We start from the raw sequence: 13,477 nt of genomic DNA on the forward strand, positions 1-13,477 counted from the left end.
GGTGTAGCCTTTGGTCGAATGCCGGTGGCGCCACCGGCAAGCGGGCTGCGGTATGTGCATGGCGGCCGCCAATGCCTTGGCCAGTTGTCCGCCTTGCAGAGGTTATTGCGGGGCGGACGGTATGGCGCAAGGCCGCCTCCACCGGTTTCACCGGCGTGTATCGATGTTGCTGCTATAAGTCGGAACGCTCGCCGGCCTGTGGCTTCGGGCCGGTACCGCTTCCGACGAGGCCCGCATGATCCGCGAAATCCTGAAGATGGGCGACCCGCGCCTGCTGCGCGTGGCGCCGCCGGTGCCCGACGAAATGATCGGCAGCACCGAGCTGCAGAATCTGATCGACGACATGTTCGACACCATGCACGATGCCGGCGGCGTGGGCTTGGCCGCGCCGCAGATCGGCGTGGACCTGCAACTGGTGATCTTCGGCTTCGAGCGATCGGAGCGCTACCCCGATGCACCTGCCGTGCCGCAGACCATCCTGCTCAACCCCGTCATCACCCCGCTGTCGCAGGACATGGAGGAGGGCTGGGAAGGTTGCCTCTCCGTGCCCGGCCTGCGCGGCGCGGTAAATCGCTACAGCCTGATCCGCTACCAGGGCAGCGACCCGCATGGCGCACCCATTGATCGCGATGCCGAAGGCTTTCATGCCCGTGTGGTGCAGCACGAGTGCGACCATTTGATCGGCCGCCTGTATCCCTCGCGCATCACCGACTTCAGCAAGTTCGGCTACACCGACGTACTGTTTCCGGGTATGGGCGTGGCGGACGAATAGCTGGCTCAGGGTGCGCAGACAGCAATCCGTGGCGAGGGAACGCGGCGACGCAGACCGCTGATCAGCGCCGCCAGCCCAAAACCCAAGGCTGCCAGACAGGTGCCGTCCCAACCCGCGCGAGCCCAGGCGAATCCGGCCAGTGCCGAGCCGACCGCACCACCGACGAAGAACACGCCGGTATACAGGCCGTTGATGCGTCCGCGTGCTTCCGGCCGCAACAGATTGATCTCGCGCCGTCCCAGGGTGAGGTCGCCGATAGTGCCGGCATCGAGCAGGATCGCCGCGAACACCAGCGTCGCCAGTGCAGACGTCGGTGATGCAAACAACCCTGCGTTTCCACCCAGCCAAGCCAGCAGCGTTGCCAGCACTACACAGGTGTGCGCCGCCAGTGTGGCAATGCGCGCCTTGCCGGCGTCGCCCAGTCGTCCGGCCAGTGGCGCGCTGATCGCACCGCTTACCCCGGCGAGCGCGAACAGCGCAATGCCGTTCGCATGCAGTCCGAACGGCGTTGCCGTCAGGCGTAGCGCCACCATTCCCCAGAAGGCGCTGAACGCGCCGAAGCACAGTGCCACCGACAGCGCGCGTTCGCGCAGCAGCGGTTCCGCGCGCCACAGCGCGGCCAACGAAGAGAGCAGGGCCGGATACGCCATGCGTTGCCGCGGCGGCAGGCGGGGCATCGAGCGCGCCAGCGCGAAGAGCAATACCACGATGGCTATCGCCAGCACGGCGTAGCTGGCGCGCCAGCCCAGGTAGCCGGCGATCACGCTGGCCAGCGGGCGCGACAACATGATGCCCAGCATCATGCCGCTGGTGATGTTGCCGATCACGCGGCCACGCTGCGCCTCTGCCGTCATCGCGGCGGCCAGCGGGATCAGCATCTGGATCACCGTGGCGCTGAAACCCGCCAGCAGGCTGGTGGCGAGGAAGACCGGTGCCGACACCGGCAGCGCGGCAACCAGCAGGGTGAGTGCGTTGATCGCGAGCGTCGCCAGTACCAGTCGACGGTTCTCCACCAGGTCGCACAGCGGTACCAGCAGGAACAGGCCGAGCGCGTAACCGAGCAGGGCCAGCGTGGCGACCAGGCTCACCACCGCGGGCGGCAGGCCCAGCGAGTGGGCGATCACGCCCACCAGCGGCTGGGCCACATACAGACTCTGCACGATCACACCGGTGGCCAGCGCAAACAACAGCACCGGGGCTTGCGCAGCCGGTGCGGAGACGGTCCCTGCCGTGTTCATCGCACGGCCTCTTGATAAGCGGAGAGCAGGGCAGCGTCGTCGAAGGAGCCGTGGTGGTGCACCTGCCGCCAGGCGCCATCGATGCGGCGGAACAGCCGGCTGGTGCGGATCGCCGGTTCCAGCCGCAGACCATCGCGCACCAGCGTGCCGCGCTCGCGGCCGACGGCGTAGAACATGTCGCCAGCCACGTGCAGCGTGTAGTCGTGGAACGCCACGTGCACCCGTGCCCGGCCTTCGAAGATGCGCTGATACACCGCGCGGATCGCCGTCCAGCCACGCGCGATGCCGCCCAGTGGGTTGCTCATCGACGCGTCGGCCTCGTCATGCCAGTTGCGCGCCATCGCTTCGATGTCGCGGTTGTTGAAGGCGCGATAGAAGGCGCTCAGCGCGGCCAGCGGCGAAGCGGAGTCGAGGTCGGTTTCGTTGCCGTCGATGGCGGCGGGAAGCAGGGTGGACATGGGTGTCTCCTCGGGTGGGAATGGCGTTGGAGCCATTCTTCGGCGAAAGGCAGTCGGAGAGAATCAGCGTTAGGATGGATTGACTATCCATCAAATCGAGATAATGCCGTGGCCAACCTGGATGACTACCGCGTCTTTGTCGCCATCGTGGAGCAGGGCAATCTCACCGCTGCGGCGCGACACCTGCGCCGTTCGCTGCAGGCGGTGAGCCGTTCGCTGCAGGTACTGGAGCGCGAGCTCGGGGTGGAGCTGATCCAGCGCACCACACGCCGGGTGCAGCCCACCGCGGCGGGACTGGCTTTCCATGCGCGGATCAGGACGGCGCTGGCCGACATCGACCTGGCCCGCTCGGCACTCGCCGAGCATGGTGCGCGCATCGACGGCACCCTGCGCATCGGCGGTTCCACCCAGTTCAGCGCGCCCTATCTCGTGCCGCTGGTGGCAGCCTTCATGGAGCGCTATCCCGACGTGATCGTGGAGCTGGTGGTCACCGACCAGCACGTCGACCTGCAGCGCGAAAAGCTGGACGCCACCGTGCGGTTGGGCGAGCTGGCATCCAGCCGGTTGCATGCGCGCCAGCTCGGCACGATGCGCATGCTTACTGTCGGAGCTCCCGGCTACTTTGCACAGCATGGCCGCCCACGCAAGCCTTCCGAGCTGGGAGGGCACGACTGCATCGCGCGCCAGGGCAACGGCACGAAGCAGCGCTGGGAATATCGCCGCGGCAATCGCCGCGAATCGGTGGAAGTGCATGGCCGCTTCAGTGCGAACAATGCCGCTGCCTGCAACGCGGCGGCGGTGGCAGGCCTTGGCATCGCGATGGCGGCGGCGTGGCAGGTGCGCCCGCTGCTCGACCTGGGGCGGCTGGAAACCGTACTCGACGACTGGCAGGCGCCTGGATTGCCGCTGCACATCGTCTGGCCGCCCGGCAAGCAATTGCCTGCGCGTACGCGCGCCTTCATCGATTTCGCCGCCGCGCGCTGGACCGCAGAACCGCCGGGCTGACGCAGAGGGTGGCTTGCCCGCCATCCTCCGTGCCGCCACCATCGCGGTTCGACACGACGGGGCAGGGTGCATGCGCGATACGGTTCGTTCCACGGCAACGAAGGGTGCGGTATCCCGCAATCCCGGCATCGACCTGTTGCGCGGACTGGCCATCGTGCTGGTGGTGTTCAACCACCTCGGCATACGCATTCCGCTGGAGAAGAGCGCGTTGGCCGATGTGCTGCCGACATGGCTGCTGAACCGATTGAACTGGAACGGCTACGAGGCCGTGTACGTATTCTTCGTGATCTCGGGCTTCCTGATCGCGGGCAACGCGTTGCGCCGCTGGGGCAGCCTCGCGGCCATCGACCCGCGAGCGTTCTATGCGCGGCGTTTCGCGCGCATCGTGCCCTGTCTGCTTGCATTGCTCGCCGTGCTGAGCGTGCTGCACCTGCTCGGCGTGCAGGACTACGTGATCCATCGCGCCGGCCAGTCGTTGCCGGGCGCGTTGCTGTCGGCGCTGGGCCTGCATCTCAACTGGTACGAAGGGCATACCGGCTACCTGCCCGGTTCGTGGGACGTGTTGTGGTCGCTCTCGATCGAGGAGGCGTTCTACCTTGGCTTTCCGCTGGCCTGCTTGCTGTTGCGGCGGCGCGTATTGCTGGTGCCCCTGCTGGTGTTGCTCGCGCTGTCGCTGCCGTGGGCGCGCGCAGCGTTGCACGGCAACGAGATCTGGCTGGAAAAAGCCTACCTGCCGGGCATGGCGGCGATTGCCACCGGCGTGCTCGGCGCGCTGCTGGCCGACGCCTGCCGTCCGCCGCGGCGCACCGCCTTGCTGCTTGGCTGGCTGGGTGCCTTGGGCCTGGTGGCGGTGATTCTCGATGGCTGGGCGATGTGGCACTGGCTGCGCGACGGCTACATGCTCCTGCTCACGTTTTCTACCCTATGCCTGCTGCTGTGCTGCCAGTGGCGTGCCGAAGCGGGTGGTGTGTCGCCGTTGCGCGGTTTCGGCTGGCTGCGCTCCTGGGGGCGGATGAGCTACGAGATCTACCTCACCCACATGTTCGTGGTGTTCGCCGTGATACGCGCGTATCACGCCTTGGATGGCCATCCGGCACGCGGCTGGCTGTGGTACCTGCCGGCGCTGGTGTCGTGCTGGGTGCTGGGCGCGGCGGTGGAGCGCTGGTTTTCCGTGCCATGCGAGCGCCGGTTGCGGATGCGCCTGTCGGGCGCCACCCATTGCGACGCAGTTCGCTGATCGGGGCCGCCAAAGCCGGCAAGCTCGTATGAATGGCCTCGCGCGAATTTAACTCTTGAGTCGGTACTTTCGAAACCGTCCGCATAGTCGTGTGCGGCGTGCATCCACGAAATATTTTGCGGTGCCAATGTCAGGCCAGGAATTCCCTCCGGCATGAGCCATTCAAGCAAACCGCCATCCGGCAACGTCGTGGATTGGAACAATCCGGATCTCCAGTCTCTGCTCAGCAAGACCGAGGGCTGGAGCCTGGACAAGCGTGGCGTGTACACCCCTACGGCGTGCGAGCTGCACGTTGGCTGGGGCGCGGGTACGGGGCGGCCCGCCACCCTGGTCTACGAGCGCGATGCCGTGTTGGTGGTGGAGACGCGTTTCGCGATCCCCAAGGGCGAGCACGTGCGTGTGGATCGCGTCCGCTCAGGGACGATGAGTTCGACTTGGGGCATCGTGGCGGATGGTCGCGAAGGCTTTCGCGACGAAGACCGGGTCAACGGCGTCTACGTGCATTGGGTGCACACGCGCTGATCGAAGCCGCGGGTCCGACTGACGCGCATACCGCGCCTGCGGGCATGCTGTTCGACCACCGGCACGTGCATGTGCGTTCGCTGGCAGATGCCTGGCCGAGCAGCTGTCATTGTCGATCTTGCTGGCTTCCGTGCGTCGCATGCATGCGTTGAATGCGCGCGATGCTGCCGCCTTCGTACGTCACCACGTAGGTGGCGCCTTCGTGCGATTGCCGGGCGACCCGCACCGGGTCGCTCCGGATGGCCTTCTGCAGGACTTCCTGATGGAACGCCGCCAGGCCGCCGCTCGGAATCAGCACCAGCGGCGGGCTGATCTGCTGGAAGCTGGTGAAGTGACTGCCGCACTGGGTGGTGTCGCTGCTGAACTTGAGCCAGCCCTGGCCGCAGCTCTGGCCCGATACGTCGGGGAGGCGCTTCAGCCAGATGAAATACTTGTTCTCGTGCGTGATCCGCACGCGGTTGTAGCGCGCGTCGCCTCCGCCGATGTTGTCGGCCGTCCAGAAGCGCACGACGCTGGCCTCGCGGCAATCGGCCGATGCGCACTCCTGCAACACCAGGTATTCGTCGTCCTGCAGGGACACCGGTTCGATGCTGAGGATGTCGCCCTTCACCAGAGCCTGCGCGGGGAACACCACCGATGGCATGCGCGGGTCGACCTTGAAGTCCCCGGAAACCAGGTAGCCGCCATGCTGCGACGAGAACGGTGGCGCGGTGACCTTGACGGCGGGGAGATCGGTTTGCGCCAGGGCAGCAAAACTCGCCAACACGCAGCAACCCAGGAACGCGATATCCATGGTCTTCATGAAAGCTCCAATGGTTACCCGCCGGCGACCCGCTTGACGATCAGGCTGGCGCGCCGCGCAGCACCCGCCCGTAAGTGTGCACCTCATCGACCAGTACGCGCACGTGCTCGGGATCGACCTCCGGCGTGATGCCGTGGCCCAGATTGAACACGTGGCCGGGGTGGTTGCCATAACTGTCGAGCACGGTACGTGCTTCGCGGCGGATCACCTCAGGAGCGGCGCGCAGGATCGCGGGATCGAGGTTGCCCTGCAGTGCGACCTTGCCGGCCACTGCTCGGCGCGCAGCGGCGAGATCGGTTGTCCAGTCCACGCCCAGTGCGGCGCAACCGGTATCGGCCATCGCAGCGAGGTGAGCGCCGGCGCCCTTGGAGAACAGGATCAGCGGCAGCTCGCGTGCGTGCGTGTCGGTGTTCAGTTCGCCGACGATCTGCGCCATGTAGCGCAGCGAGAACTCGCGGAACGGCGCGGGGCCGAGCAGGCCGCCCCAGGTATCGAAGATCATCAGCGCCTGTGCGCCGGCGGCGGCCTGCGCCGAGAGATAGGCGGCCACGCTGCGCGCCAGCACGTCGAGCAAGCGGTGGACCAGCGCAGGCTCGTCCCAGCACATCGCCTTGAGCGTGGCGAAGTCGCGCGAGCCGCCGCCTTCCACCATGTAGCAGGCCAGCGTCCATGGGCTGCCCGAGAAACCGATCAGCGGCACGCGGCCGTCCAGTTCCCTGCGGATCAGGCGCACCGCGTCCATCACGTAGCGCAGCTCGCCGTCCATGTCGGGCACGGTCAGCTGCGCGACGTCGGCAGCGGTGCGCACGGTACGCGCGAACTGCGGCCCCTCCCCCTGCGCGAAGCTGAGGCCGAGGCCCATCGCGTCGGGAATGGTGAGGATGTCGGAGAAAAGGATCGCGGCGTCGAGGTCGAAGCGCGCCAATGGCTGCAGCGTCACTTCGCAGGCGAACTCGGGATTCTGCGCCAGGCCCATGAAACTGCCGGCGCGTTCCCGCGTGGCGCGGTATTCGGGCAGATAGCGTCCGGCCTGGCGCATCACCCAGATCGGCGTGGTGTCGACGGGTTCGCGGCGTAGCGCGCGCAGGAAGCGGTCGTTCTTCAGTGCCGCATTCATCGGGTCAACGGCCATAGGGGCCGTCGAGGCCCTGGCTGAACATCAGGCGGTAGCCGCGCTTGAGCTGGGCGTCGCGTGCTTTCTCGAACGCGGCGATGGCCTCGTCGCGTTCCAGGAACTGCTCGCGCTTGAGCGTGGCCTTGCCGCCCTGCTGGCCCGTCTCGCGATACAGCGTCCAGCCGCCGAGCAGGTCCTGCTCCAGCACGATCTGGACATAGCGTGGCGGCTCGGCGCTGCCGGGCAGGTTTTGCAGATAGAGGCGCATGGGGCAGGGCGTTGGGCGTGAGCCGGAGTTCAGAGTTTATAGGACGCGCCTCCGCTTTGTAGGAGCGCGTTCTGCGGGGACGGATTGTCGTCAATGGAGCGGTCGGGCTGGCGATGCGAAATTGTTGTGGATGGCCATGGCAGTCCACGCGCAGAGCAGTACGCCCAAGCCGGTCAGAGCGCCGCGATCGGCATCGCGTGCGAGGGCCGGACCGTGAGGATGGCGCCCGAGCGTGCAGCGCAGCGGGGTGCCGCGGCCCAGATTGAACAGCACGAATTGCCAGATCAGCGAGACCGGCAGAAAGCGGTCCAGCTCACGGAGGGCAACGGTGAGGGAGTCGGGCGCGGTCTGGATTGCCCAGAGCCGTTAACCGGCGATCGCTGCTTGGAGCGTGGCGAGCACGTCATCCTCGCCCACGCCAGCCACGATTTCGGCCTTGCCGATGCCGCGCCACAGGATCAGCCGCAGCGTGCCCGCGGTGTTCTTCTTGTCCAGCCGCATCAGTGCCAGGAGTTGCTGGGCGTCCATGCCCGGAGGGATGGCCACGGGCAGGCCCACGGTTTCCAGCAGGCGCTGCAGGCGCGCAGTGTCGGCGGCCGAACTCATCTCAAGCCGCTCGGACAGCCGCGCGGCGAGCAGCATGCCGATGGCGACGCCTTCGCCGTGCAGCAGCATGGTGTAGTTTCCGGCGGTTTCCAGCGCGTGGCCGAAGGTGTGGCCGAGGTTGAGCAGGGCGCGTTCGCCCTGTTCGGTTTCGTCGCGCGCCACCACGCCGGCCTTGTAGCGCAGCTTGCGGGCGATGGCTTCGACCACGGCGTTGTCGTCGCGCGCGGCCAGCGCGTCGGCATGCGTTTCCAGCCACGCGAAGAACGGCTCGTCGCCGATGGCCGCGCCCTTGATGACCTCGGCCAGCCCGGCGCGGTATTCGCGATCCGGCAGGGTGGCCAGGGTGTCGATGTCGGCCACCACCGCGCGCGGCTGGTGGAAGGCGCCGACCAGGTTCTTGCCGGCAGGCAGGTTCACGCCGGTCTTGCCGCCCACGGAAGAGTCCACCATCGACAGCAAGGTGGTGGGCATCTGGATGAAATCGATGCCGCGCATCCAGCATGCCGCGCTGAAGCCGGCGAGGTCGCCCACCACGCCGCCGCCCAGGGCGATCACGCAGGCGTCGCGGGTGGCACCGAGTTCGGCCAGTGCAGCCAGCGCGCGTTCCACGTTGGCGAAGCTCTTGTGCGCCTCGCCGTCCTCTATCAGGAAGCTGGACCACTTCAGGCCTTCGAGGCCGCGCGTCACGCGATCCAGGTAAAGCGGCGCCACCGTGGTGTTGCTGATGACCAGCACGTGGCGGCCGCGCAGGCGTTCGCGCCAGCGCGCGGTATCGGCCAGCAGGCCGCGACCGATCCATACCGGGTAGCTGCGTGCGCCGAGGGTGACGTCGAGGGTGGTCGGGCTGTTCTGGTTCATGCGATGGACGTCTGACGTTGCCAGTGTTGGTCGATCAAGGCGATGGCCTGCGTGCTGACGGCTGCGATGCCGTGGATGGCCGGCAGGGCCAGGTCGGCGGTTGCGCGGTACAGCGGTTCGCGGATCGCCACCATCGCCTCCAGCCGCGCGCGGCGATCCGCGCCGGCCAGCAACGGGCGCTTGGTGTCGTGCACCAGCCGTTCCAGCTGCTGGTCGATGGTGGCCTGCAGCCATAACACATAGCCGCGCTCGGTCAGCAGCGCGCGATTGTGCTCGGCCAGCACCACGCCGGCACCGGTGGCGATCAGCACGCCTTCGCCTGCGCCGAACTCGGCCAGCAGCGTGCTCTCGCGCTGGCGGAAGCCGGCCTCGCCTTCGATCTCGAACACCGTGGCCACAAGGGTGCCGGTACGACGCTCGATCTCGCGGTCCAGGTCGACGAAGCGCAGGCCATAATGCGCGGCGAGGCGACGGCCGAGCGAGGTCTTGCCGGCGCCGGTCGGGCCAATCAGGAACAGGTTGCGCGACGGATTCATTCCTTCACTTTAGCAGCAGGCGTTTGGATGGCTGAACGGATTTTGCTCGCAGGTTGCGGCGATGTGGGGTTGCGGGTCGCCGCAGGCCTGCTGGCGCGAGGCGATGAAGTGTGGGCGTTGCGCCGCAGCCCGTTGCGCGAAAACGTGCCCGGCTTGCGCTGGCTGGGCGTCGACCTCACGGAGCCGCGCACCTTGGGAAACCTGCCTGCCGGCATCGACCGCGTGGTCTACCTGCCTGCCCCCGACGTGCGGGACAAGGCGGCGTATCGCGCGCTGTTCGTGGATGGCCTGCGCCATCTGCTGGAGGCGCTGGATACGCATGCGCTGAAGCAGGTGCTGCTGGTGTCCTCCAGTGCGGTGTACGGTGAGCACGACGGCGATTGGGTGGACGAGGACACGCCGCCCGCGCCCCTGGGCTTCAACGGCGCGTTGCTGCTGGAAGCGGAGCAGTGGCTGGCGGCGCAGGCCGTGCCGTCCACCGTTTTGCGCCTCGCGGGACTGTATGGGCCAGGCCGGATGCAGCTGGTCGAGCGCCTGCGCTCCGGTGCGCAGCGCGTACCGCGCGAGATACCCCATTGGGCCAACCGCATCCACGTCGACGATGCGGCGGCGGCCATCGGGCATCTGCTGCGCCTGCCTGCGCCGTCGCCGCTTTACCTGGGCGTGGACGATACGCCGCTGCTGCTGGACGAGTTGTGCGACTTCATCGCTCAACTGCTCGACGCGCCGCTGCCGCGTGAGGGTGCGGCGCCCGTCGGCGTGGGCAGCAAGCGGCTCGGCAATGCGCGCCTGCGGGCGAGCGGCTGGGCGCCGCGGTGGCCGGATGCACGCGACGGCTACGCGGCCTTGCTGGATACTTGAGACTTCCCACCACTGGAGTCCGCTCATGGTCAACTTACCGATCCCGCACGGCATGGTCACCACCGGCAACGACCTGCACGGCTATCGCGTCACTCGCACGCTGGGCATCGTGCGCGGCATCACGGTGCGTTCGCGCAGCGTGGTGGGCAATATCGGCGCCGCGCTGCAGACCCTGGTGGGCGGCAACATCACGATCTACACGGAACTGTGCGAGAAGGCGCGCGAGGAGGCCTTCGAGCTGATGCTGCAGCATGCCGCCGCGATGGGTGCGAACGCGGTGGTGGCGATGCGCTACGACGCCAACGACGTCGCCGAGGGCGTCACCGAGGTGCTGTCCTATGGCACGGCGGTGCAGGTGGAGCCGGCTCAGACTTGAGTGTCACGAATCGCTCCGCAAGGAGTGATTCGCTTTTGAGATTGGGGTTGCCAGGTCGCTTGCTACTTGCTTGGCAAGTGTTCTCGTGTCTGTTGCCCGACCGCCGCAGTGTTTTGAATTACTAATGTAATCTGATAGCGCCACATCAATCGATGGATGGCAGGCATGCGGGATCACCCAGGGAAATTGAATGCTTCGCTACAACCTCGAACTGGCCCTGCATGGCTTGAGGCGCTTTCCAAAGAGCACCGTGTTGGTGGTGTTGACGACGGCGCTGGGCATGGCGGCATGCATGACCACGCTCATTTTGTTGCATGTGCTTTCGGCCGACCCGTTGCCGGGCCGTAGCCAGAGCCTGTATCTGGCATGGGTGGATACCGTTCTGGCAAAGCCGGCGGCCAACTCGGAAGACGATGCACTCAACGGGTTCAAGAACAACAACCTCCACCGCATCAAGTTGGCCGATGCACAGGCGTTGCTGGCAGCGCGCCGCGCGGTACGGCAGACCGTAGTGACCGATATGGCCGCCGATGAGGTGTCCGACGACGGCAAGCATGTGCAGGGCCAGCAATTAGTGTTGGCGACGACCTCGGACTTCATCCCGATGTTTGGTGTGACCCTGCACGATGGTCGTGACTGGACGCCCGCCGAGGATGCTGCTCGCATGCCGGTGGCAGTGATCGACACCGATCTGGCGAGGAAGCTGTTCGGTACGGCAGATGCGCTGGGACGCAGCGTGCGCCTCAAGAACACGCTGTTCCGCGTGGTGGGTGTGATCCAGCCTTTTGTGACGCAGCCAAGGTTCTATACCTTGAGTGTGGGGGCCTACAGCCGCGACGGCGGGGAAAACCTCTACGTACCTTATGCCGCTGCACTGGATGCGGGGCTGGTGCCTTACGCTACGGACGATTGCGACGCGTCGTATAAGGGTTCCATCAGTACCCCTGTCGATCCAGTGCGTTGCGCCTCGCTGGGTGTTTGGGTGCGACTCGACACGCCGCAACAGGTATTGGCTTACCGCAGCTTCCTGCAGAACTACGTAGAGCAGCAGGCAGCGCTGGCCGGTTTCGGCAAGAAGCCGCGTTCGGAACTGACTGGTGTGACAGGCTGGCTGAAGCAGAACGACGTGGTGCCCGACAGCGTGCGCCTGAACGTGTGGTTGGCCGGCTCGTTCCTGCTGTTGTGCATGTTCAATGTGGCAGGCCTGCTATCCGCGCGTTTCCTGCGCCGCAGCGGTGATGTGGGCATACGCCGTGCGCTGGGGGCGCCGCGGCGAGCGGTGTTCATGCAGCATGTGCTGGAGTCGGGATTAGTCTGCCTGGTTGGCGGCATGCTCGCGCTGCCGCTGACGTTGCTGGGACTTTGGATACTGCGCCAGCAAGACAACGGATTCTCCGGCTTGGCGCGACTTGATCCTGCGATGTTCGGCGCGTTGTTCGCGCTTGCACTGACGGTGGGGGTGTTGGTGGGTCTAGTGCCTGCGTGGCGGATGTCGATGATCGACCCGGGTCTGCAGATCAAGAGCGAGTGAGGGATTGGCATGTCGCTGCGCATCCATTTTTCCACCTTGCGCCGGCAAAGCCTGATGCCTTTGCTGGTGCTGCTGCAGGTGACATTGGCCTGCGCCATCCTTTGTAACGTGATGTTCCTCACCTGGCAGCAAATGGAGCCGATGCTGGCATCCAGCGGCGTCGACACAGCCAACCTGATCTTGATCGACCAGCTGGTCGCCGCCGACGGTAAATGGACGGCCGCAGACGTGCGGGCTGGCACGAGGGCGCTGCACGAAGTGCCTGGCGTGCGCGCGGTCAGTCCAGCACACAGCCTCCCGATGACATTCAGTACTATCTATGCCTTTGGCATGCTGGGATCGACCGGCGTCAAGGTGGGCGTCAACGTGTACGCTGGCGAGGGGCTGCGCAATACCTTGGACATCCCCATGGTGGAGGGGCGCGATTTCCTGTCCGGCGAATATCGGGCCATGGATGGCTACAAGGGCGTGCCGATGCCGGTGATCGTCACGCAGGCGTTGGCGCGCAAGTTGTTCGGTAATGCAGATGCACTGGGGCAGCAGGTGGCCGACCCCGATGAGCCGGCAGGTGCCGGGTACCGGATCGTCGGCATCGTGCGCCACCTGCTGCGCAACCAGCTCGACATGGCCACCAGTGGTCGTGCGGACGACACCATGTTGATGCCGCAGCGCGTGGGCGATACGGCCATGCCGCTTTCCTACGCGGTACGGGTCGATCCAGCCATGCGTGAGGTGGCGCTGCGTGATGTGAGCAAGGCTATCCAGAGTCAGTTCGGCATGCGGCAGGCGGAAGGGGTAAAGGTGCAGGTCAGCTTCTACGACACGCGCAGCGGCGCAGCCTTCAAAAGCCGACGCGCCGCACTGTGGCTGTTCGGCGGTGTGTCGCTGACGGTGGTGATCGTCACCGTGATCGGCATCATGGGCCTTACCGGCTTCTGGGTGCAGAAACGCACGCGGCACATAGGTATACATCGTGCGCTGGGTGCGCGGCGCATCGATATCCTGCATTACTTCCTTGCCGAAAATGCACTTATCGTCGGCATTGGCGTGGTGCTTGGCATGGCGCTGGCGTACTTCGGCAACGCCTGGTTGATGCGCTACTACGAACTGCAGCGCCTGCCATGGCCCTTCCTCGCCTATGGTGCAGCGTTGATGCTGATGCTCGGCCAGGTCGCCGTGTTGTCTCCCGCGTTGCGTGCTGCGCGCGTACCACCCGTGATGGCGACGCGCGGGATCTGAGGCGAGAGTGTCGCAGTGCACGCGGTGCTGCTCGTCAGGATGACAATGAGGCGC

The 13,477-nt window shown here is 66.2% G+C and carries 15 protein-coding genes; 8 read left to right on the plus strand and 7 right to left on the minus strand.

The window, feature by feature from the left end; translation table 11 throughout:
- The first annotated feature begins 235 nt into the window (after nt 1-235).
- Nucleotides 236-772, plus strand: a complete 537-nt coding sequence (gene def / locus IHE49_RS00920; protein ID WP_192154062.1) for a peptide deformylase — start codon at nt 236-238, stop codon at nt 770-772.
- Nucleotides 773-777: 5 nt separating this feature from the next.
- On the opposite strand, the gene IHE49_RS00925 is transcribed toward def, so the two are convergent.
- A complete protein-coding gene (locus IHE49_RS00925) occupies nt 778-2,010 on the minus strand; it encodes an MFS transporter (protein ID WP_192154064.1) in 1,233 nt (410 codons plus the stop codon).
- A complete protein-coding gene (locus IHE49_RS00930; protein ID WP_192154066.1) occupies nt 2,007-2,468 on the minus strand; it encodes a nuclear transport factor 2 family protein in 462 nt (153 codons plus the stop codon). Before IHE49_RS00930 ends, IHE49_RS00925 begins: the two co-directional genes overlap by 4 nt.
- Before the next feature lie 108 nt (nt 2,469-2,576).
- On the opposite strand from IHE49_RS00930, the gene IHE49_RS00935 reads away from it, so the two are divergent.
- The 3 genes from IHE49_RS00935 (at nt 2,577) to IHE49_RS00945 (ending at nt 5,232) form a co-directional block, all read left to right on the plus strand.
- Nucleotides 2,577-3,473, plus strand: a complete 897-nt coding sequence (locus IHE49_RS00935; protein WP_343227516.1) for a LysR family transcriptional regulator — start codon at nt 2,577-2,579, stop codon at nt 3,471-3,473.
- A 70-nt stretch (nt 3,474-3,543) separates the two neighbouring features.
- On the plus strand, nt 3,544-4,710 hold the full coding sequence (locus IHE49_RS00940; protein ID WP_192154068.1) for an acyltransferase: 1,167 nt from the start codon (nt 3,544-3,546) through the stop codon (nt 4,708-4,710).
- 153 nt (nt 4,711-4,863) lie between these two features.
- A complete protein-coding gene (locus IHE49_RS00945) occupies nt 4,864-5,232 on the plus strand; it encodes a hypothetical protein (RefSeq protein WP_192154070.1) in 369 nt (122 codons plus the stop codon).
- Nucleotides 5,233-5,338: 106 nt separating this feature from the next.
- On the opposite strand, the gene IHE49_RS00950 is transcribed toward IHE49_RS00945, so the two are convergent.
- The 5 genes from IHE49_RS00950 to IHE49_RS00970 all read right to left on the minus strand — a co-directional run bounded on the left by IHE49_RS00950 (nt 5,339) and on the right by IHE49_RS00970 (nt 9,416).
- Entirely contained in the window at nt 5,339-6,034 is a 696-nt protein-coding gene (locus IHE49_RS00950; RefSeq protein WP_192154072.1) for a hypothetical protein, read from the minus strand.
- A 40-nt stretch (nt 6,035-6,074) separates the two neighbouring features.
- A complete protein-coding gene (hemE, locus tag IHE49_RS00955) occupies nt 6,075-7,151 on the minus strand; it encodes a uroporphyrinogen decarboxylase (RefSeq protein ID WP_192154074.1) in 1,077 nt (358 codons plus the stop codon).
- Nucleotides 7,152-7,155: 4 nt separating this feature from the next.
- Complete coding sequence (locus tag IHE49_RS00960; protein WP_192154076.1) at nt 7,156-7,416, minus strand: WGR domain-containing protein; 261 nt, start codon at nt 7,414-7,416, stop codon at nt 7,156-7,158.
- Between the two features lie 366 nt (nt 7,417-7,782).
- On the minus strand, nt 7,783-8,880 hold the full coding sequence (gene aroB, locus IHE49_RS00965; RefSeq protein WP_192154078.1) for a 3-dehydroquinate synthase: 1,098 nt from the start codon (nt 8,878-8,880) through the stop codon (nt 7,783-7,785).
- Nucleotides 8,877-9,416 (minus strand): shikimate kinase, encoded by a 540-nt coding sequence (locus IHE49_RS00970; RefSeq protein WP_192154080.1) that lies wholly within the window; start codon nt 9,414-9,416, stop codon nt 8,877-8,879. The genes aroB and IHE49_RS00970 overlap by 4 nt, the downstream gene beginning before the upstream one ends.
- A gap of 27 nt (nt 9,417-9,443) precedes the next feature.
- Between IHE49_RS00970 and IHE49_RS00975 the strand changes: the two genes are divergently transcribed.
- From IHE49_RS00975 to IHE49_RS00990, 4 genes are all read left to right on the plus strand, one after another.
- Nucleotides 9,444-10,277, plus strand: a complete 834-nt coding sequence (locus tag IHE49_RS00975; RefSeq protein WP_192154082.1) for an NAD-dependent epimerase/dehydratase family protein — start codon at nt 9,444-9,446, stop codon at nt 10,275-10,277.
- A gap of 25 nt (nt 10,278-10,302) precedes the next feature.
- Nucleotides 10,303-10,653 (plus strand): YbjQ family protein, encoded by a 351-nt coding sequence (locus tag IHE49_RS00980; protein WP_192154084.1) that lies wholly within the window; start codon nt 10,303-10,305, stop codon nt 10,651-10,653.
- Nucleotides 10,654-10,843: 190 nt separating this feature from the next.
- Complete coding sequence (locus IHE49_RS00985) at nt 10,844-12,184, plus strand: ABC transporter permease (protein WP_192154086.1); 1,341 nt, start codon at nt 10,844-10,846, stop codon at nt 12,182-12,184.
- 9 nt (nt 12,185-12,193) lie between these two features.
- Nucleotides 12,194-13,423: an FtsX-like permease family protein gene (locus IHE49_RS00990; RefSeq protein ID WP_192154088.1), complete on the plus strand. Its 1,230-nt coding sequence runs from the start codon at nt 12,194-12,196 to the stop codon at nt 13,421-13,423.
- The last annotated feature ends 54 nt before the right edge of the window (nt 13,424-13,477 follow it).

This window comes from Rhodanobacter sp. 7MK24, from assembly GCF_014842995.1.
GTDB lineage: Bacteria > Pseudomonadota > Gammaproteobacteria > Xanthomonadales > Rhodanobacteraceae > Rhodanobacter_A.

Coding starts and splice junctions, on each gene's coding strand:
- IHE49_RS00925 (WP_192154064.1), bottom strand. CDS start 2,010: ATGAACACGGCAGGGACCGTCTCCGCACCGGCTGCGCAAGCCCCGGTG.
- IHE49_RS00990 (WP_192154088.1), top strand. CDS start 12,194: ATGTCGCTGCGCATCCATTTTTCCACCTTGCGCCGGCAAAGCCTGATG.
- IHE49_RS00980 (WP_192154084.1), top strand. CDS start 10,303: ATGGTCAACTTACCGATCCCGCACGGCATGGTCACCACCGGCAACGAC.
- IHE49_RS00945 (WP_192154070.1), top strand. CDS start 4,864: ATGAGCCATTCAAGCAAACCGCCATCCGGCAACGTCGTGGATTGGAAC.
- IHE49_RS00975 (WP_192154082.1), top strand. CDS start 9,444: ATGGCTGAACGGATTTTGCTCGCAGGTTGCGGCGATGTGGGGTTGCGG.
- aroB (WP_192154078.1), bottom strand. CDS start 8,880: ATGAACCAGAACAGCCCGACCACCCTCGACGTCACCCTCGGCGCACGC.
- IHE49_RS00950 (WP_192154072.1), bottom strand. CDS start 6,034: ATGAAGACCATGGATATCGCGTTCCTGGGTTGCTGCGTGTTGGCGAGT.
- IHE49_RS00940 (WP_192154068.1), top strand. CDS start 3,544: ATGCGCGATACGGTTCGTTCCACGGCAACGAAGGGTGCGGTATCCCGC.
- IHE49_RS00930 (WP_192154066.1), bottom strand. CDS start 2,468: ATGTCCACCCTGCTTCCCGCCGCCATCGACGGCAACGAAACCGACCTC.
- IHE49_RS00985 (WP_192154086.1), top strand. CDS start 10,844: ATGCTTCGCTACAACCTCGAACTGGCCCTGCATGGCTTGAGGCGCTTT.
- hemE (WP_192154074.1), bottom strand. CDS start 7,151: ATGAATGCGGCACTGAAGAACGACCGCTTCCTGCGCGCGCTACGCCGC.
- IHE49_RS00970 (WP_192154080.1), bottom strand. CDS start 9,416: ATGAATCCGTCGCGCAACCTGTTCCTGATTGGCCCGACCGGCGCCGGC.
- IHE49_RS00960 (WP_192154076.1), bottom strand. CDS start 7,416: ATGCGCCTCTATCTGCAAAACCTGCCCGGCAGCGCCGAGCCGCCACGC.
- def (WP_192154062.1), top strand. CDS start 236: ATGATCCGCGAAATCCTGAAGATGGGCGACCCGCGCCTGCTGCGCGTG.